The 17,256-nt window shown below is 72.5% G+C and carries 23 protein-coding genes; 17 read left to right on the top strand and 6 right to left on the bottom strand.

The window, feature by feature from the left end:
* Nucleotides 1–137: 137 nt before the first annotated feature.
* From DOO78_RS07645 to mltG, 5 genes are all read left to right on the top strand, one after another.
* Nucleotides 138–1,382: a Zn-dependent hydrolase gene (locus DOO78_RS07645; RefSeq protein WP_111469157.1), complete on the top strand. Its 1,245-nt coding sequence runs from the start codon at nucleotides 138–140 to the stop codon at nucleotides 1,380–1,382.
* Between the two features lie 227 nt (nucleotides 1,383–1,609).
* Nucleotides 1,610–1,780 carry a hypothetical protein gene (locus DOO78_RS27425; RefSeq protein WP_165838780.1) on the top strand — a complete coding sequence of 57 codons (171 nt, stop codon included), beginning with the start codon at nucleotides 1,610–1,612 and terminating at the stop codon, nucleotides 1,778–1,780.
* Nucleotides 1,781–1,951: 171 nt separating this feature from the next.
* Nucleotides 1,952–2,191 (top strand): acyl carrier protein, encoded by a 240-nt coding sequence (locus DOO78_RS07640; RefSeq protein ID WP_111469156.1) that lies wholly within the window; start codon nucleotides 1,952–1,954, stop codon nucleotides 2,189–2,191.
* Between the two features lie 37 nt (nucleotides 2,192–2,228).
* Nucleotides 2,229–3,512, top strand: a complete 1,284-nt coding sequence (gene fabF, locus DOO78_RS07635) for a beta-ketoacyl-ACP synthase II (RefSeq protein WP_279387775.1) — start codon at nucleotides 2,229–2,231, stop codon at nucleotides 3,510–3,512.
* 220 nt (nucleotides 3,513–3,732) lie between these two features.
* Complete coding sequence (mltG, locus tag DOO78_RS07630) at nucleotides 3,733–4,725, top strand: endolytic transglycosylase MltG (RefSeq protein ID WP_111469154.1); 993 nt, start codon at nucleotides 3,733–3,735, stop codon at nucleotides 4,723–4,725.
* A 204-nt stretch (nucleotides 4,726–4,929) separates the two neighbouring features.
* Here the strand turns inward: mltG and DOO78_RS07625 are convergent, their stop codons facing one another.
* Together DOO78_RS07625 and DOO78_RS07620 are read right to left on the bottom strand one after the other, a co-directional pair.
* Complete coding sequence (locus DOO78_RS07625; protein ID WP_111469153.1) at nucleotides 4,930–5,088, bottom strand: DUF6726 family protein; 159 nt, start codon at nucleotides 5,086–5,088, stop codon at nucleotides 4,930–4,932.
* 65 nt (nucleotides 5,089–5,153) lie between these two features.
* Nucleotides 5,154–5,900, bottom strand: coding sequence for an ABC transporter ATP-binding protein (locus DOO78_RS07620; RefSeq protein ID WP_111469152.1), 747 nt, complete (start codon nucleotides 5,898–5,900; stop codon nucleotides 5,154–5,156).
* A 76-nt stretch (nucleotides 5,901–5,976) separates the two neighbouring features.
* Here DOO78_RS07620 and DOO78_RS07615 point away from each other — a divergent pair, with 76 nt between their 5' ends.
* From DOO78_RS07615 to DOO78_RS07585, 7 genes are all read left to right on the top strand, one after another.
* Nucleotides 5,977–6,576: an arylesterase gene (locus DOO78_RS07615; RefSeq protein ID WP_243634447.1), complete on the top strand. Its 600-nt coding sequence runs from the start codon at nucleotides 5,977–5,979 to the stop codon at nucleotides 6,574–6,576.
* Nucleotides 6,577–6,592: 16 nt separating this feature from the next.
* Nucleotides 6,593–7,129 (top strand): RNA 2',3'-cyclic phosphodiesterase, encoded by a 537-nt coding sequence (thpR, locus tag DOO78_RS07610; protein ID WP_207802824.1) that lies wholly within the window; start codon nucleotides 6,593–6,595, stop codon nucleotides 7,127–7,129.
* On the top strand, nucleotides 7,116–7,448 hold the full coding sequence (locus DOO78_RS07605; RefSeq protein ID WP_111469150.1) for a hypothetical protein: 333 nt from the start codon (nucleotides 7,116–7,118) through the stop codon (nucleotides 7,446–7,448). Before thpR ends, DOO78_RS07605 begins: the two co-directional genes overlap by 14 nt.
* Before the next feature lie 151 nt (nucleotides 7,449–7,599).
* On the top strand, nucleotides 7,600–8,118 hold the full coding sequence (locus DOO78_RS07600) for a YcnI family protein (protein WP_111469149.1): 519 nt from the start codon (nucleotides 7,600–7,602) through the stop codon (nucleotides 8,116–8,118).
* Nucleotides 8,115–8,591: a copper chaperone PCu(A)C gene (locus tag DOO78_RS07595; protein WP_243634446.1), complete on the top strand. Its 477-nt coding sequence runs from the start codon at nucleotides 8,115–8,117 to the stop codon at nucleotides 8,589–8,591. Before DOO78_RS07600 ends, DOO78_RS07595 begins: the two co-directional genes overlap by 4 nt.
* Nucleotides 8,592–8,972: 381 nt before the next feature.
* Nucleotides 8,973–9,575, top strand: coding sequence for a class I SAM-dependent methyltransferase (locus tag DOO78_RS07590; protein ID WP_111469148.1), 603 nt, complete (start codon nucleotides 8,973–8,975; stop codon nucleotides 9,573–9,575).
* Between the two features lie 98 nt (nucleotides 9,576–9,673).
* Nucleotides 9,674–10,477, top strand: coding sequence for a trypsin-like serine peptidase (locus tag DOO78_RS07585; RefSeq protein WP_111469147.1), 804 nt, complete (start codon nucleotides 9,674–9,676; stop codon nucleotides 10,475–10,477).
* Between the two features lie 70 nt (nucleotides 10,478–10,547).
* Here the strand turns inward: DOO78_RS07585 and DOO78_RS07580 are convergent, their stop codons facing one another.
* Nucleotides 10,548–10,949, bottom strand: coding sequence for a metallopeptidase family protein (locus DOO78_RS07580; protein ID WP_111469146.1), 402 nt, complete (start codon nucleotides 10,947–10,949; stop codon nucleotides 10,548–10,550).
* Nucleotides 10,950–11,001: 52 nt separating this feature from the next.
* On the opposite strand from DOO78_RS07580, the gene DOO78_RS07575 reads away from it, so the two are divergent.
* Entirely contained in the window at nucleotides 11,002–11,307 is a 306-nt protein-coding gene (locus tag DOO78_RS07575; RefSeq protein WP_111469145.1) for a 4a-hydroxytetrahydrobiopterin dehydratase, read from the top strand.
* Between the two features lie 176 nt (nucleotides 11,308–11,483).
* Here DOO78_RS07575 and DOO78_RS07570 read toward each other — a convergent pair whose 3' ends face one another.
* Complete coding sequence (locus DOO78_RS07570) at nucleotides 11,484–11,921, bottom strand: Rrf2 family transcriptional regulator (protein WP_111469144.1); 438 nt, start codon at nucleotides 11,919–11,921, stop codon at nucleotides 11,484–11,486.
* 81 nt (nucleotides 11,922–12,002) lie between these two features.
* Between DOO78_RS07570 and DOO78_RS07565 the strand changes: the two genes are divergently transcribed.
* A complete protein-coding gene (locus tag DOO78_RS07565) occupies nucleotides 12,003–12,494 on the top strand; it encodes an MmcB family DNA repair protein (RefSeq protein ID WP_111469379.1) in 492 nt (163 codons plus the stop codon).
* A gap of 19 nt (nucleotides 12,495–12,513) precedes the next feature.
* Here DOO78_RS07565 and motA read toward each other — a convergent pair whose 3' ends face one another.
* Nucleotides 12,514–13,380: a flagellar motor stator protein MotA gene (gene motA, locus DOO78_RS07560; protein WP_111469143.1), complete on the bottom strand. Its 867-nt coding sequence runs from the start codon at nucleotides 13,378–13,380 to the stop codon at nucleotides 12,514–12,516.
* A complete protein-coding gene (locus DOO78_RS27420) occupies nucleotides 13,377–14,480 on the bottom strand; it encodes a flagellar motor protein MotB (RefSeq protein WP_111469142.1) in 1,104 nt (367 codons plus the stop codon). The genes motA and DOO78_RS27420 overlap by 4 nt, the downstream gene beginning before the upstream one ends.
* 245 nt (nucleotides 14,481–14,725) lie before the next feature.
* On the opposite strand from DOO78_RS27420, the gene DOO78_RS07550 reads away from it, so the two are divergent.
* From DOO78_RS07550 to DOO78_RS07540, 3 genes are all read left to right on the top strand, one after another.
* Complete coding sequence (locus DOO78_RS07550) at nucleotides 14,726–15,679, top strand: ABC transporter permease (RefSeq protein WP_111469141.1); 954 nt, start codon at nucleotides 14,726–14,728, stop codon at nucleotides 15,677–15,679.
* A 13-nt stretch (nucleotides 15,680–15,692) separates the two neighbouring features.
* Complete coding sequence (locus DOO78_RS07545) at nucleotides 15,693–16,601, top strand: ABC transporter permease (RefSeq protein ID WP_111469140.1); 909 nt, start codon at nucleotides 15,693–15,695, stop codon at nucleotides 16,599–16,601.
* An 80-nt stretch (nucleotides 16,602–16,681) separates the two neighbouring features.
* Complete coding sequence (locus DOO78_RS07540) at nucleotides 16,682–17,254, top strand: lipid-binding SYLF domain-containing protein (RefSeq protein ID WP_111469139.1); 573 nt, start codon at nucleotides 16,682–16,684, stop codon at nucleotides 17,252–17,254.
* The last annotated feature ends 2 nt before the right edge of the window (nucleotides 17,255–17,256 follow it).

The following is a 17,256-nucleotide window of genomic DNA, read 5'->3' as shown; positions in this document are numbered from 1 at the left end:
GCAGCGCGGCCGGGAGGGGCGGGCGCGGCCCCGGCCAGGATGCCCAGGGTGCCGCGGATTTTCGCGCTGCACAACGGCCCGGGAATTGCCTAGACCCCCGCCTTCGGCACCAGGCATCCGGGACGGGCAGGCGGGCAATGAGCGGCACCAACCAGCGCATCGACGGCAAGCGGCTATGGGACAGCCTGATGGCCATGGCCGAGATCGGCGCCACGCCGAAGGGCGGCGTCCGGCGGCTGACGCTCACCGAGGTGGACAAGGCGGGACGCGAGCGCTTCCGCAGCTGGTGCGAGGCGCTGGGCCTGGCGGTGCGGGTGGATGCGATCGGCAACATGTTCGCCCGGCGCGAGGGGCGCGACCCCGATCGCCTGCCGGTGCTGATGGGCAGCCATCTCGACAGCCAGCCCTCCGGCGGCAAGTTCGACGGCGCGCTCGGCGTCATCGCCGGGCTCGAGGTGATGCGCAGCCTGAACGACCTCAACATCCAGACCGAGGCGCCGATCGAGCTGGTGAACTGGACCGACGAGGAGGGCAGCCGCTTCGGCCATTCGCTGATGGGCAGCGGCGCCTGGGCCGGGGTCTATCCGCTGGACAAGGTCTATGGCCTGCAGGACGTGGACGGGGTGAGCGTCGAGCAGGCGCTGACCGCCATCGGCTACAAGGGCGAGGCGCCGGCGAAGCCCTTTCCGGCCGATGCCTATTTCGAGCTGCATATCGAGCAGGGCCCGATCCTGGAGCAGGAGGGCAAGCGGATCGGCATCGTCACCGGCGCCCAGGCGCAGGTCTGGTGGGATGCCCGCATCCTCGGCCAGGACGCGCATGCCGGCACCACCCCGCCCTCCGCCCGCAAGGACGCGCTGGTCTGCGCCGCCCGCATCATCGACCTGGTGGACCGCATGATGCGCGCCCGCGGCGAGGATGGGCGCGGCACGGTGGGCTTCCTGCAGGTGATCCCCAACAGCCGCAACGTGGTGCCGGGCGAGGTGCGCTTCAGCGTCGAGTTCCGCCACCCGGACACCGCCGAGATCGAGCGGCTGGCGGCGCAATTCCCGCGCGAGGCCGGCTTCATCGCCCGCGATTGCGGCCTGCCGCTGGAGCTGACCGAGCTGTTCCGCTTCCCGCTGCAGCCCTTCGATGCCGGCTGCGTCGACCTGGTCCGCCAGGCGGCGGCGCGGCTCGGCCTGCCGGCGCGGGAGATCGTCTCGGGCGCCGGGCATGACGCGGTCTATGTGGCGCGCAGCGTGCCGACGGCGATGATCTTCACCCCCTGCAAGGACGGGCTCAGCCACAACGAGGCGGAGAGCATCGAGCCGGAGGAGGCCGAGGCGGGCTGCCAGGTGCTGTTCGAGGCGGTGCTGGCGCGGGCCAACCGGGCGCTCTGACGCCGCCCGGGGCCGGCGCGCCCGCCCCGGCGCGCCCGTCCCGCCGGGGCGCGGTCCAGAGCCTGTGTCGCCGCGGCACGATTGTTCGGGAGTCCGCGAGGCAACCTGCGTTAGGCTCGGCCGCTATCACCCTTCGGACGGCGAGGCGGCTGATGGCACCTGTGGACTGGTCCCGGATTTCCCGGCCTCGGCCCCGCCGGGGGCCCTGGCCCGAAGGACCCTGGTGGTTGCTCGGTGCCGCGGCGCTGGCGGCGCCGCCGGCGGTGCTGATCCAGGGGGGCGATCTGCATGTGGCGTTGCTCGCCTCGCTCGCCTGCCTGGCCACGCCGGGTGCGGCGATCGAGGCGATGATGGGGCTGGCGCGCCTCGCCCTGGCGGTGGCGCCGCCGCCGCGCTGAGCGGCTTCCCGCCGCGGCTCCGGAGCTCGCGAGCCGCGTCGTGAGGGCTTGCCAGCCCTGCAAACACCGCCTAGGCCCGCTCAGGGTTCCGTGTTAAGCCCCCCGCCTCTTTAGGGGTGCCCTGACGGGTGCCGCCGGGGCCCAGTCACGCGCCATCAGGAGCACCAGGCGATGAGCGATACCGCCGAGAAAGTTAAGAAGATCGTTGTCGAGCACCTCGGCGTCGAAGAGGCCAAGGTCACCGAGGATGCCTCCTTCATCGACGATCTGGGGGCCGACAGCCTCGACACGGTCGAGCTGGTCATGGCCTTCGAGGAGGCCTTCGGCGTGGAGATCCCCGACGACGCCGCCGAGAAGATCACGACCGTCAAGGAAGCGATCGCCTATATCGACAGCCAGAAGGCGGCCTGACCAGGGTCGGGACTGAACAGGGACGGAGAGGCCAAGCGTGTTCGCGAACGGAGCCGCGCCGCGGCGTGTCGTTGTCACCGGCATGGGCATGGTCTGCCCGCTGGGACTCGGCGTGGAGCATGTCTGGAAGCGTCTGATCGCGGGCGAGAGCGGCATTTCCGCCATCCAGTCCTTCGATACCAAGGACCTGCCGGCGAGGATCGCCGGCCAGGTGCCGTCTGGGACGCGGGAGACCGGCGGGCTCGACCTCGCCGAATGGATCCCGGTCAAGGACCAGAAGAAAATGGACCGCTTCATCCAGCTCGCCATCGTGGCGGCGACGGAGGCGGTCGAGGATTCCGGCTGGCGGCCGGAGGATGAGGAAGGCCGCTGCGCCACCGGCGTCATGATCGGCTCCGGCATCGGCGGGCTGCAGACCATCTACGAGGCCTCGCTCACCGTCGCCTCGGGCCGGGCGAAGCGCCTCTCGCCCTTCTTCATCCCGAGCGCGCTGATCAACCTGGCCTCCGGCCATGTCTCGATCAAATACGGCTTCAAGGGCCCCAACCACTCGGCGGTGACGGCCTGCGCGACCGGCGTGCACGCGCTCGGCGACGCGGCGCGGCTGATCGCCCTCGGCGATGCCGATGTCATGGTGGCCGGCGGCGCCGAGGCGGCGATCAGCGAGCTCGGCATGGCCGGCTTCTGTGCCTCCCGCGCCCTCTCCACCGGCTACAACGACACGCCGCAGCAGGCCTCCCGCCCCTGGGACGAAGGCCGCGACGGCTTCGTCATGGGCGAGGGCGCGGGCGTGATGGTGCTCGAGGAGCTCGAGCATGCGAAGCGTCGCGGCGCCAAGATCTATGGCGAGGTGGTCGGCTACGGCATGTCGGGCGACGCGCACCACATCACCGCGCCCTCCGATACCGGCGACGGCGCCTTCCGCTCGATGCGCGCGGCGCTGAAGAGCGCCGGCGTGGCGCCGGCCGAGGTGCAGTACGTCAACGCCCACGGCACCTCGACGCCGCTCGGCGACGATCTCGAGCTCGGCGCGGTGGAGCGGCTCTGGGGCGGCGATGCCGGCAAGCTCGCCATGTCCTCGACCAAGTCGGCGATCGGCCATCTGCTCGGCGCGGCCGGGGCGGTGGAGGGCATCTTCTCGGTGCTCGCCATCCGCGACGCTGTCGCGCCGCCGACGCTGAACCTCGAGAACCCGTCGCGCGAGAGCGCCATCGACCGGGTGGCGAAGCAGGCGCAGCCGCGCCGCATCGAGGTCGCGCTGTCCAACAGCTTCGGCTTCGGCGGCACCAACGCGAGCATCGTCTTCCGCGGCGCTCCCTGACGCCGCGGCTCAGGGACCGGGATTTTCTCCATGCGGGAGAATAGGTCCCGGTCCGGCTCACGGATCGCCGCTTTCCTCGCGCGGCGGCACGTTTCCGATGGAGCCGATCCCGGTTCCCGGGCGTTCTGACGGGGATGACCCTCCTTCCGACCATCCGGCCGGGCCGCCCCGGTGGGGCGGTGCCCCAAATGGCGCCCCGAGTGGCATCTCGGGCCGCGCCATGAGGCGCTGGCTGCGCCGCCTCGCCCTTGGCCTCGTGGTGCTGGCGCTGGTCGCCGGCGCCGTCGGCTGGCAGGCGATGCGCCTCTATCGGGCGCCGGGTCCGCTCGCCGCGCCGGCCAATGTCGTCGTGTCGCGCGGCGGCACCGAGGCGATCGCCACCTCGCTGTTGCAGGCGGGCGTCATCGCCGATGGCCGCAGCTTCACCGCCGCCGCCTGGGCGACGCGCGGCCAGGGGCCGCTGCGGGCCGCGGAATTCGCCTTCCCCGCCAATGCCTCGCTCGAGCAGGTGCTCGCCGTGCTGCGGACCGCCAAGCCGGTGCAGCATCGGCTCACCATTCCGGAGGGGCTGACGGCACGCCAGATCACCGCCGTGCTGCGCGAGGCCAGCGGCATGACCGGCGAGGCCGCCGCGCCGGAAGAGGGCAGCGTGCTGCCCGAGACCTATGCCTATCAGTGGGGCGACGACCGCGGGGCGCTGCTGCGCCGGGCGCAGGCGGCGATGGCGCAGGCGCTGAAGACCGCCTGGGCGGAGCGCGCCGAGGGCCTGCCGCTGGCCAGCCCGCGCGAGGCGCTGGTGCTGGCCTCCATCGTCGAGCGGGAGACCGCGGTGCCGGCGGAGCGGCCGCGCATCGCCGCCGTCTTCCTCAACCGGTTGAAGCGCGGCATGCCGCTGCAATCCGACCCCACCGTCGCCTATGCCGCGACGGAGGGCGGGGTGCTGGACCGGCCGCTGTCGCGCGCCGACCTGGAGCGCGACCATCCCTTCAACACCTATCGCAACCGTGGCCTGCCGCCGGCGCCGATCGCGGCCCCCGGCGCCGCCGCGCTGCGGGCGGTGACGCAGCCGGCGGCGAGCGACGATCTCTATTTCGTCGCCGATGGCAGCGGTGGCCATGCCTTCGCCCGCACGCTGGAGGAGCACAACCGCAACGTGGCGCGCTGGCGCGACATCGAGCGGCGCCGCGGCGACAAGGCGGAGGTGCGGCGCTAGAGCAGATCCTGTCCGGATGACCTCATCCGGACAGGTGAAGATGCTCGTAAAAACAAATACCTGGAGCATTTCCAGTGAACGGAAGTTCGCGGGAAATGCTCCAGAGCAGATCCCGATCGGGTGGAATCACCTGATCGGGTGAAGGGCGCTCCGGACCCTCCCTGCCCAATCGGGCCCGCGCCGATGCCGCCGCGGCGCCGGCCGTCAGTCGATCGCGTCGCCGATCGCGTGCACCGGCGCGCCGAGCGGCTTGCCGACCACCGGCACCACCTGGATGATGTCGCCGGTCACCCGGAAGGGCAGCGCCACCAGGCCGCAGCCCGAGAGGCTGAGGGCAGCCAGCAACAGCAGGGTCAGTCGCATCGTCGTCACTCCTTCGCCACGGCAGGTCGGCGCCACGGCCGGTTCGGGGCCATGCCCGGGAAACGTCATGGCGGCGGGGTCGTTCGGCGCGCTGCATCCTCGGTGATCCGCCCATCCTCCATCCGCACCACGCGGCTGCAGCGCGCGGCGAGCGCCGGATCGTGGGTGATGAGCAGCAGCGTGGTGCCGAGCCGCGCCTGCAAGTCGAAGAGCAGGTCGATGATCTGACCGCCGGTGGCGCGGTCGAGGTTGCCGGTCGGCTCGTCGGCCAGCAGCAGCGGCGGCTCGGCCACCGTGGCGCGGGCCAGGGCGACGCGCTGCTGCTCGCCGCCCGAGAGCTGGCCCGGATAGTGCCCGAGCCGATGGCTGAGCCCGACCGCCGCCAGCGCCGCCGCGGCGCGGTCGAAGGCGTCCCGCCGGCCGGCGAATTCGAGCGGCACCGCCACGTTCTCGAGCGCCGTCATGGTCGGGATGAGGTGGAAGGCCTGGAAGACGATCCCGACATGGGCGCGGCGGAAGCGCGCCAGCGCATCCTCGTCGAGTTGCGTCAGGTCCTGGCCGGCGACGCTGAGGCTGCCGCCGCTCGGCCGTTCCAGCCCGGCGAGCAGCATCAGCAGCGAGGTCTTGCCCGAGCCGGAGGGGCCGACGAGGCCGAGCGCCTCGCCGCGCCGGACGGAGAGCGCCACGCCGCGGAGAATGTTGACCTCGCCCGCCGCCCCCGCCACCCTGAATTGCAGGTCCCTGGCGGCGATGAGCGGTGCGGAGTCGTCGGATTCGATCAGGGATCGGGAGTTGTTTGCGATGGCATCCATGGCGCCGAGGGATTTCCGGGGTGCCGCTGGATATGGCCGCCGCCTCGTCTTGGGAACAGCCCTCGCCGGTTTCGGAGTGTTACCCCGCCGCGGCCGGGCCGCCGCTCCGCCGCGCCTGCTGGTGCTCGGCGACAGCCTGGCCGCGGGCTACGGCCTGCCGCAGGACCAGGGCTTCGTGCCGCAATTGCAGGCGGCGCTCGCGGCGCGCGGCCGCGCCGTGCAGGTGCTCAATGCCGGCGTCTCGGGCGATACCACGGCGGGCGGCCTGACGCGGCTCGACTGGGCACTGGCCGATGCGCCGCAGGCGGTGATCCTGGAGCTCGGCGGCAATGACGGGCTGCGCGCCCTGCCGCCGGCGGCGAGCCGGGCGAACCTCGCCGCCATCCTGGACCGGCTCAAATCCCGCGGCATCCCGGTGCTGCTGGCGGGGATGCTGGCGCCGCCCAATCTCGGCGCCGCCTATGGCGCGGAGTTCGCGGCCGTCTTCCAGGGGCTGGCGCGAGAATATCCAGACACAATTTTCTATCCATTCTTCCTGGAGGGGGTCGCGGGCGATGCCGGGCTGAACCAGCCGGACGGCATCCATCCGAACGGGCAGGGGGTGGCGGAGATCGTCCGGCGCATCCTGCCCGCCGTCGAGACCCTGCTGGACCGGGCGGTGCACCCGCCCGATTGATGAGGAGACAGCGCCCATGATCCGCCTCTTCGTCGCCCTGGCCTTGCCGGCCGCCATCAAGGCCCAGCTCGCCATGCTCGCTGGCGGCATTCCCGGGGCGAAATGGGTGCCGCCCGAGAATTACCACCTGACGCTCCGCTTCATCGGCGAGGTCGAGGGCTGGCAGGCGCAGGAGGTGGACGACGCGCTGGCCAATATCCGCGCCCGGCCCTTCGAGCTGTCGCTGCGCGGCGTCGGCATCTTCGAGAAGGGCGGGCGAATCAACACGCTCTGGGTCGGGGTCGAGAAGACCGAGCAGCTCGGCTTCCTGCAGACCAAGGTGGAGACGGCGCTGCAACGCATCGGGCTGCAGCCGGAGCGCAAGCGCTTCGCGCCGCACGTCACCCTGGCCCGCACCGAACGGGCGGCGCCGGAGAAGCTGATCACCTTCGTGCAGGCGCACAACCTGTTCCGCGCCCCCCCTGTCGCGGTCGAGCACTTCACCCTGTATTCCTCCCGCCTGGGCAAGGATGCGGCCGTCTATGTCCCGGAAGTGGAGTATGAGCTGGCCTGAGCCCGCGGCGCGGGCGCTGCTCGCGCTGGCCCTGCTGCTGGCGCCGCTGCGGGACCTGCCGGTTCCCGCGGCGGCGGCGCTGCTGCCCATCTGCGCGGCCCCGGGCGGGCCGCGGCACGCCCCCGATCCGGCGGCGCCGGCCCTGCCGCCGGCCGCGCATTGCGATGCCTGCCTGCTCGCCTGCCCCGCCCTGGCGGTGCCGGAGGCGAGGCTGCGGCCTCCCGCCGCCCTGCGCCTCGCCCCCACGCCGGCGGCGGCGCGGCAACCCGCCCCGGCCGTCCCGCCCGCGGCCCAGGCCCGGGGCCCGCCCCGCGGCTGACATCGCCCGCCTCTCCCCCGGCCCGACCGGCGGAGGCATGCGGGCCGCGGGCCCTGGGCCCGCCCCATCCCACCGCGCGCCCTGCGCACCCCACCCCTAGCGGGCCGACGACGCCAGCCTCGACAGGCGCGACCGGCTCCCGGAGATCCTGATGCGACTGTCTCTTGCCCTTGCCGGCGCGCTCTGCGCCCTGCCGGCCATCGCGCCCGCCCGGGCGCATGTCACCGTCGACCCCGTGGCGGCCCCGGCCGGCAGCTATGTCCGCGCCGCGCTGGGCGTGCCGCATGGCTGCGGCGGCGCCGCCACCACCCGCCTCTCGCTCGAGCTGCCGGAGGGGGTCTACGAGGCCAAGCCGATGCCCAAGCCGGGCTGGCGCCTCAGCATCGAGCGGCGGCGCCTGCCCGAGGCGGTCCGCAGCCCGCATGGCGCCGAGCTGGAGAGCGCGGTGTCGCGCATCACCTGGGAGGGCGGGCCGCTGCCGGATGCGCAGTACGACGAGTTCGTCGTGCTGCTGCAGGCGCCGAACGAGCCGAATGGCGTGCTGGCCCTACCGGTGGTGCAGGGCTGCGAGGGCGGCAAGGTCGATCGCTGGGTGGAGCGGCCGGCCGCCGGCCAGTCCGCGCACGACCTCGCCCGGCCGGCGCCGGCCATCCGCCTGGTGCCGCGGTGAGCGGCGCGGGCCTGCGGCGCCGCCGCCTCCTCGCCGCCGCCCTGCTCCCCGCGCTGCCGCTGGCGGCCCGGGCGCAGCAGGCGGGGGACCTGCGCATCGCCGAGCCCTGGACCCGCGCCGCCGGGCAGAGCGGCACCGGCGCCGGCTTCCTGACCATCGCCAACCAGGGCGGGGCGGCGGACCGGCTGATCGGCGCCAGCACCCCGGCGGCGCGCGTCACCGAGATCCACACCCATGTGCGGGAGGGCGATGTCCTGCGCATGCGCCCGGTGGCGGCGGTGGAGATCCCGGCCGGGCAGACCGTCACGCTGCAGCCCGGCGGCTTCCACCTGATGCTGATCGGGCTGCTAGCGCCGCTGATCCAGGGCCAGACGGTGCCGGTGACGCTGCGCTTCGAGCGGGCGGGGGAGGTCCAGGTGACGCTCGCGGTCCTGCCGGCTGGGGCAGGCGGGCCGAAGGCGCCGGCGCATTGAAGCCGGCGGCTCCGATGCATCCGTGCATCGGAGCCACGGCCCTGGTCGCCGCTCCGGGGCGCGGCGAGGTCTTCGGGCATGGCCTATCGGCCGCGGAAAGCAGCCCCGCAGCGCCAATACTATGACCGAGGACTGCATGTCAAAAGATTCAACTTTTGGTTAATATCCCTTCAATTTTCGAAGGTTGCGCGGAAAAATGCGGGTCTTTGAATAATAACTGCGTAGACTGCGCACTCTTCGCTTGTGTCGTTCTGATCGCTGTACGAAAGAGGTTACGCAACAATAATCCGGGAATATGAAGCGATGTGGCAGCACTTCCAGGGGGCCTTGGCGTATCTCAATCGTAAGGCTCCAGCCATCCGCCGGGTTTTGCCGGCTGAGTTGGACGCTGCCCTGATCTCCCTGTTCGATGGTCGGCTCGTGCCGAACGAACCGGACCGAAAATATCTGACCAGCGTGATCTTCCCGAACCTGGTCCCGCTCGAGCCGGGCCGCGTCCTCTTCGTCGGTTGCCGCAGCTACACCAAGCCCTACGAGGCCTTCTTCCAGGACAGCGAGTACTGGACGCTGGAGATCGACCCGATCCACGCGAAATGGGGGTCCAAGAACCACAAGACCGGCGATGTCCGCCATGCCGACAGCCTCTTCGCGCCGGGCTATTTCGACCTCGTCTTCCTCAACGGCGTCCTCGGCTTCGGCGTCGATGCCGATGACGACCAGGACATGACCTTCGCCGCCCTGCACCGGATCATGCGCCCGGGCGCCATCCTGCTGGTCGGCTGGAACGAGGGGCGGTGCAGCGACCCGCTGACGCGGCCGACCCTCGGCGCGGCCTTCCGGCACCAGGCGCTCTGCGGCATGCCGGCCCGCAAGGGCTTCGCCGCCTCGACCCATGTCTACGACCTGTTCCGCGCCGTCGGCGGCAGCCCGTCCAGGGCCGACCAGCTCTGCGGGGCGAGCGCGGGGCCGGCGTTGCGGGGATAGGGCAGCGCGGGGCGTCGCGGCCCCGCCCGACCCGGCCCGGGGCGGCCGCGCCCGGATCCTCCTTCGCGCCCGCGCCGGTTCGGAGTATCGGCTCGGGCATGACGCCGCGCGCCGCCCTGTCCTGCCTGACCGCTCCGTTCCGACGGGGGCGGGCGAGCCCAGGGCGGCGGCGCCTTGCCGCCGCCCTGGCGCTGTGGCCCGGCCTGGCCGCGGCCCAGCCGGCCCCGGTCGCCGCCCGCCCGGGTGAACGACCGCCCGGCATCGGCGCCGTCGATCCCCGCCGCCCGGTGAGCCTGGCGGAGGCGCCCTGGCGGGGCATCGGGCGGCTGCAACTCGAGCTCGGCCCGCGCTGCTCCGGCGCGCTGATCGGGCCGCGGACGGTGCTGACGGCGGCGCATTGCCTGGTCGCGCCGCGCACCGCGACGCTGGTGCAGCCGGGAACGGTGCATTTCCTGCTCGCCTACGACCAGGGCCGGCAGGCCGGGCATGCCCGCGCCGTGGCGTTGCAGGTTGCGCCCGGCTTCCGCCCGGCGCTGCGCGGGCCGCGGGCGGCGGACTGGGCCGTGGTCACGCTGGAGGCGCCGCTCGGCACGCCCGACCGGGTCCTGCCGCTGCTGGCCGCCCTGCCGGCGCCCGGGACGCCGCTCATGCTCGGCGGCTACCAGCAGGACCGGCCGGAGGTGATGCTGGCCGATTCCGGCTGCCACCTGCTCGGCGCGGCGCAGGCGGGGACGCTGCTGCTGCATGACTGCGCCGGCACCCGCGGCGCCAGCGGCGCGCCGCTGCTGGCGCGGGGCGAGGATGGGCGCTGGGCGGTGGCCGGGGTCATCTCCGGCGGGCTGGCGACGGGGACGGTCGGGGTGGCGGTGGCGCTGCCGGCCGCCGCGGCGGCGCTGCGCTGAGGGGATCCCTGGCTGGGATGCCGAGAGCCTCTTCACCCGATCAGGCGATGCCGCCCGACCGGGATCTGCTCTACTCCGCCTCCCCCTCGCCCTCCAGCCGGGCGATGTCGGCGTCCGAGAGGCCGAAATGGTGGCCGATCTCGTGCAGCAGCACGTTGCGGACCAGGCGGAAGAGATCCTCCCCGGTCTCGATCCATTCCAGCAGGATGGGCTCGCGGTAGAGCAGGATGGTGTCGGGCGCCTGCGGCACGTCCAGCACGCTCTTCTGGGTGAGCGGCACGCCGCGGTAGAGGCCGGTCAGGTCCCAGGGATTGTCGATCCCCATCTCGGCCAGCGTCTCGTCGTCGGGCGCCTCCTCGACCACGATGGCGGTGTCGCGGACCTGGGCGCGCAGCGCGGCGGGGATGGCGGCCAGGGCCGTCTCCGCCATATCCAGGATGTCCTCGAGGCTGGGCGGGGTGCCATGGCGCATGCCCGCACCGGAGGACGCGGCGGGCGCGGCGTCAAGCGTGAAAGGAGGCGGCATGGTCGAGCGGCTGGAGGCGCAGGCACGGGCGGGGCTGGCGGAAAGCCTGCCGCAGTGGCGCCTGGTGGAGGGGCGGGATGCGATCCGCCGGGAATTCCGCTTCCGGGATTTCTCCGAGGCCTGGGGCTTCATGAGCCGGGTGGCGCTGCTGGCCGAGGCGCAGGATCACCACCCGGAATGGTCGAATGTCTGGAACCGGGTCGAGATCCTGCTCAGCACGCATGATGCCGGCGGGCTGTCGGAGCGTGACCTGCGGCTGGCCCGGGCGATCGACGCGCTGGGGGCCCAGAGTGTGATCGCCTGAGACGGCACCACCGAAGGCGTGAATCGCACGACCAATCAGCGCGCTGGACCATGGTCTGGTGTCCTGCCCGCGAGGTTCGCGGGTTTACCCACCGGCCTCGCGGCCCGGCAGGCCGGTGGGGAGAAGGGCTGGCGCCGCCCGACCCCGCCATCGGCAGGACGGTCGGGGCCGGCGCATCAGCCCGCCGCGCGCATCGGCGTGCCCTGCCGCAGGCCCTCGGCGAGCTGGGCGATCGTCGTGGTGTCGAGATCCTGCAGCAGGACCATCTCCGCGGCGTCGAAGCGCTGGCGCAGCAGGGCGGGCACATGGCGGCCGACAGGGCATTCCGCATTGGTCTTCTGGTGGATGCCGAGCAGCTTTTCCTTCTCGGGATGGATGGCGCGCCAGACATCGCGCAGCGTGATCTGCGAGGCCGGGCGGGAGAGGGAGGCCCCGCCAGGCCCACGCTGGACGGAGATCAGCCCCGCCCGCGACAACTGGCCGGCGATGCGACGCACCACCACGGGGTTCGTGCCGATGCTCCAGGCCAGCCGTGCACTGGTGGAGTCGCCGGCGGAGTCGTCGGCGACGAGGAGCAGGATGTGGAGAGCGACGGAGAAGCGTGTTGCGATCATGTCCAGGAATGTAGGGCTGGCGACAATTGACAGCCGGAAGCCGGCATGGCCAGGGGGCAGCCCTTCGCGGAGCGGCGTGGCATGAACAAACTCCCCATCTGTGGCGGGTCGGTCGCACCAGCCGAGCGCACCTTGGCCATCTGCCGGGCCGCCACGCGCTTCTGCGCGCTGCGTGGCTGGGCGCCGGTGCAGGAGGTGCCGCTGCCCAATGGACGTCGCGCCGATATCCTAGCGCTGCAGCCGGATGGCGGGTTCGTCATCCTCGAGATCAAGTCCTGCGCGCGGGACTTCCTTTCCGACACCAAGTGGCCCGAATACCGCGACTTCTGCGACCGCCTTTATTTTGCGGTCGATCTGGACTTCCCGCAGGATCTCGTGCCCGAGGATGCCGGCCTCGTCGTCGCCGATGGCTGGGAGAGCGCCCTGCTGCGGGAGGCGTCGCCGCACCCGCTCGCACCGTCGCGGCGCCGTTCGCTGCTGCATCGTTTCGCCCGGCTCGCGGCCGGCCGGCTCGCCGCCCTCGCCGATCCCGAGGGGCATGCGGCGATGCGGGCGGCGCTGAAGGTCGAGTAGCCGCGGCCCCGCGGCCGGCTCAGGCGATCTGCAGCTCCTGCAAGGCCTGCTCCAATTCCTGGAAGCTCGGCATATAGGCCGTTGGGGCCATCTTGCGCCCGGTCTCGACCGCGACCTGCGGCGCGTTGCCATGCAGATGCGCGACCAGGACGGCGCGGATGACCTCGTAGTATTTCGATTCCTCCTCGACCACGCCCTTCAGCCGCGCCGCCATCGGCCCGACCATGCCATAGGCCAGCAGCACGCCCATGAAGGTGCCGACCAGCGCGCCGCCGATCATGCCACCGAGGATCGCCGGCGGCTGGTCGATGCTCGCCATGGTCTTGATGACGCCGAGCACCGCCGCGACGATGCCGAGCGCGGGCAGCGCATCGGCCACCGATTGCAGCGCATGCGAGGGGTGCAGCTCCTCGACCAGGATCTTCTTCAGCTCGCGCGCCATGACGTCCTCGATCTGGTGCGGGTCGTCGGCATTCATGCCGACCATGCGCAGGTAGTCGCAGATCAGCGCGGTGGCGTGGTGGTCCTTCTGGATCTTCGGGAATTTGCCGAAGGCGTTGCTCTCCTCCGGCTTCTCGATATGCGGCTCCAGCGCCATGGCGCCCTTCGACTGCGCCAGCCGGACGAAGAAGTAGAGCAGGCTCAGCATCTCGATGTAGTCGGCCTTCCTGAAGCGGGCGCCCTTCAGGATCTTCCCGAAGCCGCCCGCCACATGCTTGATGTCGCCGATGCTGTTCGCCATCACGAAGGCGCCGATGGCGGCGCCGCCGATCACGATCATCTCGTGCGGCAGGGCGTGCAGGATGATGTCGAACTTGCCGCCGGCGATGACATAGCCGCCGAAGACGCAGGCCAGCAGGAAGACGAGTCCGGCGATCGTCGTCATGGCGCGGCGGCCGGCCCGGACCCTGGTGCCGCGCCCGGGCCCGTGCCGGGGGTGCTGCGCAGCAGGGTGATGGCGACCCGGCGGTTGGCCGCGGCCATCGGCGCCTCGGGCAGCAGCGGCATGCGGTCGGCATGGCCGGCGACGCTCTGCAGCCGCCCCTCGGCGATCCCGGCCTCGAGCAGCAGGCGGCGGACGGCGTTCGCCCGCTCGGCCGAGAGCTCCCAGTTGCTCCGCGCGTCGCCGCGGAAGGGCGAGGCATCGGTATGCCCGGCGATGGCGAGCCCGTTCGGTAGCCGCGCCGCGACCGCCGCCACCTTGGCCAGCAGGGCGCGGGCGCGCTCGTTCGGCGCCGCGTTGCCCACCGCGAACATGGCCTGGCGCTCGGCATCGAGGAGCTGGATGCGCAGGCCTTCCGGCACCTGCTCGACGAGGAGCTGCCGGCCGAGATCGGCCAGCGCCGGGTCCTCCCGCACCGCGGCGCGGATCTCGGCGGCGGCCTGCTCGAAGGCATGGGCCTCGCGCCGCGCCAACTCGGCCCGCAGCGCCGCCTCGCCGAGCGCCGCGGCCCCGGCCGGCGGGTCCGCGGGCGTCGTGCCGGCCGGATGCGGGGCTGGCGGCGCAACCTCCGGCGCAGCCTCCCCCGGGGGCTGCGGCGGCCGCGCCAGGGCGGCCTGCGCCGGCGCCTCGCCCGCGGGCTGCGGCGGCGCCGGCGGCGCGGTCTCGGGCGGCGCGTCCGAGGGGCCGTCATCCTCGATGTCGAGCCGGACCGGGGCGCGCCCCTGCTCGATCCGGATGGCGCCGTTGTCCGAGACCATGGCGCCGTCCGAATTCGGCGTGGTGCCGCCGAAGGGCTCGCCCGAGCCGGTGGCGCTGCGGCCGAGCACGTTCGCGGGGGCGAAGTAGTCGGCCAGGCCGCGGCGCTGGTCGTCCGAGGTGGCGTTCAGCAGCCACATCAGCAGGAAGAAGGCCATCATCGCGGTGACGAAATCGGCATAGGCGACCTTCCAGGCGCCGCCATGGTGCCCGTCGCCGCCGGCCTCCTCCCGCCGCAGCACGATGGTCGGCGCCCCGTCGCGCCCCCCCTTGCCCTTGCCCGCCATCAGCCCCGCACCTGCCGCTCGGGCACCATCCTGCGCGGCAGGGGCTTAAGAATTCCCAAGGATGGCGCCAGGCGGCGCGGGCGCCGTCGTTGCGGGCAGGCTGCCCGCCGCTTGGGCAGCGGGGCCGCAACGGGGCGTCGCCGCGGCGCCGGCGGCATGGCACGCGGCTTGCGAACCGCCGGTCAGGAAGGGCGGGCCATCACCCCAGGCGGGGCGGTGGCCACGCCACATGCCCGGGAGTTCCCATGCTTCTCTACCTGCTGCGCCGGGTGGTCTACGCCGTGCCGATCGCGCTCGCGGTCGGCTTCGTCTGCTTCATGCTGGTGCAGATCGCCCCGGGCGACCCGATCAACGCCATCGTCCCGCCCGATGCCCCGGCCGACGTGGTCGCGCAGGTCCGCAAGGACTACGGCCTCGACAAGCCGCTGCCGGTGCAATTCGGCCTGTGGATCTCGAAGGTGGCGGTCGGCGATCTCGGCCGCTCCCTCGCCACCGGCCGGCCGGTCTGGTCGGACCTGCGCTCGGCCATCGGCAACACGCTGACGCTCGCCTTCGCCGCCTCGGCGATCGGCTTCACCCTCGGCTGCGTGCTCGGCGGGCTGGCCGGCACCTTCCGCGGCTCGGCGATCGACCGCGGCGCGGTCGGGCTCGCCGTCGCCGGCGTCTCGGTGCCGCATTACTGGCTCGGCATGGTGCTCGTCGTCGTCTTCTCGGTGCAGCTCAACTGGCTGCCGGCGATGGGCGCGGGGCCGGGCGGCTCCTCCGACTGGGGCTGGGACTGGGAGCATGTGAAGCACCTGGTCCTGCCGGCGGTGACGCTCTCGGTGATCCCGATGGGCATCGTCACCCGCACCGTGCGCGGCATCGTCGCCGAGATCATGAACCAGGAATTCGTCACCGCGCTGCGCGGCAAGGGGCTGACGCGCTGGGGCGTGTTCCGGCACGTGGTGAAGAACGCGGCGCCGAACGCGCTCGCCGTCATGGGCCTGCAGCTCGGCTACCTGATGGGCGGCTCGATCCTGGTGGAGACGGTGTTCTCCTGGCCGGGCACCGGGCTGCTGCTCAACAGCGCCATCTTCCAGCGCGACCTGCCGGTGCTGCAGGGCACCATCCTGGTGCTGGCGATGTTCTTCGTCGCGCTCAATCTCTGCGTCGACCTGGTGCAGACCTCGCTCGATCCCCGCATCAAGCGCGCCTGAGGAGAGCCCCGGCATGAGCACCACCACGACGACGGCGGCCGAGGCCGAGCTCGCCGTCCAGGCGCGGCAGGCGGTCGCCCGGTCCGAGGGCTACTGGGCCGGCGTCTGGAAGCGCCTGCGGCGCGACCCGCTGACCATCGCCTGCGCCGCCATCCTGCTGCTGATGCTGCTGGCGATCGTCTTCGCCCCGCTGCTGGCGCCGCACGACCCCTACCAGGGCAGCATGATCCGCCGGCTGAAGGCGATCGGCACGCCGAACTACCCGCTCGGCACCGACGAGCTCGGCCGCGACATCCTGACGCGGCTGCTCTATGGCGGGCGGCTCTCCTGGTTCATCGGCATCCTGCCGGTGGTCTTCGCCTTCGCCATCGGCTCGACGCTCGGCATCCTGGCCGGCTTCATGGGCGGCCGGGTGAACATGGCGATCATGCGCACCACCGACATCTTCTACGCCTTCCCCTCGGTGCTGCTCGCCGTCGCCATCTCGGGCGCGCTGGGGGCGGGCATCTTCAACGCCATCCTGGCGCTGACCCTGGTCTTCATCCCGCAGATCATCCGCGTCGCCGAGAGCGTGACCCAGGGGGTGCGCAGCCTCGACTTCGTGGACGCGGCGCGGGCCTCCGGCGCCTCGGGCTTCACCATCGTGCGGGTGCATGTGCTCGGCAACGTGCTCGGGCCGATCTTCGTCTATGCCACCTCGCTGATCTCGGTCTGCATGATCCTGGCCTCGGGCCTCTCCTTCCTCGGCCTCGGCACCAAGCCGCCGGAGCCGGAATGGGGCTTGATGCTGAACACGCTGCGCACCGCGATCTACGTGCAGCCCTGGGTGGCGGTGCTGCCGGGCGTGTGCATCTTCGTCACCTCCATCTGCTTCAACCTGCTGGCCGACGGGCTGCGGCAGGCGATGGACGTGAAGGGCTGAGCGGCCCGGCCGCGGGCATCGCCGGCCGGCGCAACCGCGCCGGCCGCCGGGCGTTGCCGAGCGGTTTCGGAGTGCCGCCCATGTCCCGCCCGACCCGCCGCCGGCTCGCCCCGTTGGGCCTTGCCACCCTCGGCCTCGCGGCCGGCCTGCTCGCCCCGCCGCGCGCCGCCCGCGCCGCCACGCGCCGGGAGATCGATGCCGAGGTCGAGGCGGCGCTGGTCCGGCTGCGGCAGATGCCCAATGCCGAGCCGCTGCTGCGGGCGGCCCACGCCACGCTGGTCTTCCCGCGCATCATCAGCGGCGGCTTCATCGTCGGCGGCCAGTATGGCGAGGGCGCCCTGCTGCGCGGCGGCGTGACGGAGGGCTACTACGCCATCGCCGGCCTCTCCCTCGGCTTCCTCGCCGGCGCCCAGTCGGCCGGGCTCGCCATGTTCTTCCTGCAGGAGTCCGCCCTTCAGGCGCTGCGACGGGCGGATGGCTGGGAGATCGGCACCGGCCCCTCGGTGGTCGCGCTCGACCACGGGCTGCAGGCCAATGCCACCTCCACCACCCTGACCGAGCCGGTCTATGCCATCACCTTCGGCCAGCAGGGGCTGATGGCGGCACTGGCGCTGAACGGCACCAAGATCACGAAGATCGAGCCGGGCGGCTGAGG

This window comes from Roseicella frigidaeris, from assembly GCF_003258945.1.
Taxonomy (GTDB): Bacteria; Pseudomonadota; Alphaproteobacteria; order Acetobacterales; family Acetobacteraceae; genus Paracraurococcus; species Paracraurococcus frigidaeris.
This window is presented reverse-complemented; position numbering and strand designations above follow the sequence as displayed.

Bases quoted from the DNA above. Each gene is read 5' to 3' on its own strand.
- DOO78_RS27420 (WP_111469142.1), bottom strand. From the start codon at position 14,480: ATGGCGGGCAAGGGCAAGGGGGGGCGCGACGGGGCGCCGACCATCGTG.
- DOO78_RS07620 (WP_111469152.1), bottom strand. From the start codon at position 5,900: ATGGATGCCATCGCAAACAACTCCCGATCCCTGATCGAATCCGACGAC.
- DOO78_RS07585 (WP_111469147.1), top strand. From the start codon at position 9,674: ATGACGCCGCGCGCCGCCCTGTCCTGCCTGACCGCTCCGTTCCGACGG.
- DOO78_RS07640 (WP_111469156.1), top strand. From the start codon at position 1,952: ATGAGCGATACCGCCGAGAAAGTTAAGAAGATCGTTGTCGAGCACCTC.
- mltG (WP_111469154.1), top strand. From the start codon at position 3,733: ATGAGGCGCTGGCTGCGCCGCCTCGCCCTTGGCCTCGTGGTGCTGGCG.
- DOO78_RS07570 (WP_111469144.1), bottom strand. From the start codon at position 11,921: ATGATCGCAACACGCTTCTCCGTCGCTCTCCACATCCTGCTCCTCGTC.
- DOO78_RS07600 (WP_111469149.1), top strand. From the start codon at position 7,600: ATGCGACTGTCTCTTGCCCTTGCCGGCGCGCTCTGCGCCCTGCCGGCC.
- DOO78_RS07545 (WP_111469140.1), top strand. From the start codon at position 15,693: ATGAGCACCACCACGACGACGGCGGCCGAGGCCGAGCTCGCCGTCCAG.
- motA (WP_111469143.1), bottom strand. From the start codon at position 13,380: ATGACGACGATCGCCGGACTCGTCTTCCTGCTGGCCTGCGTCTTCGGC.
- DOO78_RS07645 (WP_111469157.1), top strand. From the start codon at position 138: ATGAGCGGCACCAACCAGCGCATCGACGGCAAGCGGCTATGGGACAGC.
- DOO78_RS07540 (WP_111469139.1), top strand. From the start codon at position 16,682: ATGTCCCGCCCGACCCGCCGCCGGCTCGCCCCGTTGGGCCTTGCCACC.
- DOO78_RS07605 (WP_111469150.1), top strand. From the start codon at position 7,116: ATGAGCTGGCCTGAGCCCGCGGCGCGGGCGCTGCTCGCGCTGGCCCTG.
- DOO78_RS07550 (WP_111469141.1), top strand. From the start codon at position 14,726: ATGCTTCTCTACCTGCTGCGCCGGGTGGTCTACGCCGTGCCGATCGCG.
- thpR (WP_207802824.1), top strand. From the start codon at position 6,593: ATGATCCGCCTCTTCGTCGCCCTGGCCTTGCCGGCCGCCATCAAGGCC.
- DOO78_RS07575 (WP_111469145.1), top strand. From the start codon at position 11,002: ATGGTCGAGCGGCTGGAGGCGCAGGCACGGGCGGGGCTGGCGGAAAGC.
- DOO78_RS07565 (WP_111469379.1), top strand. From the start codon at position 12,003: ATGAACAAACTCCCCATCTGTGGCGGGTCGGTCGCACCAGCCGAGCGC.
- DOO78_RS07625 (WP_111469153.1), bottom strand. From the start codon at position 5,088: ATGCGACTGACCCTGCTGTTGCTGGCTGCCCTCAGCCTCTCGGGCTGC.
- DOO78_RS07580 (WP_111469146.1), bottom strand. From the start codon at position 10,949: ATGCGCCATGGCACCCCGCCCAGCCTCGAGGACATCCTGGATATGGCG.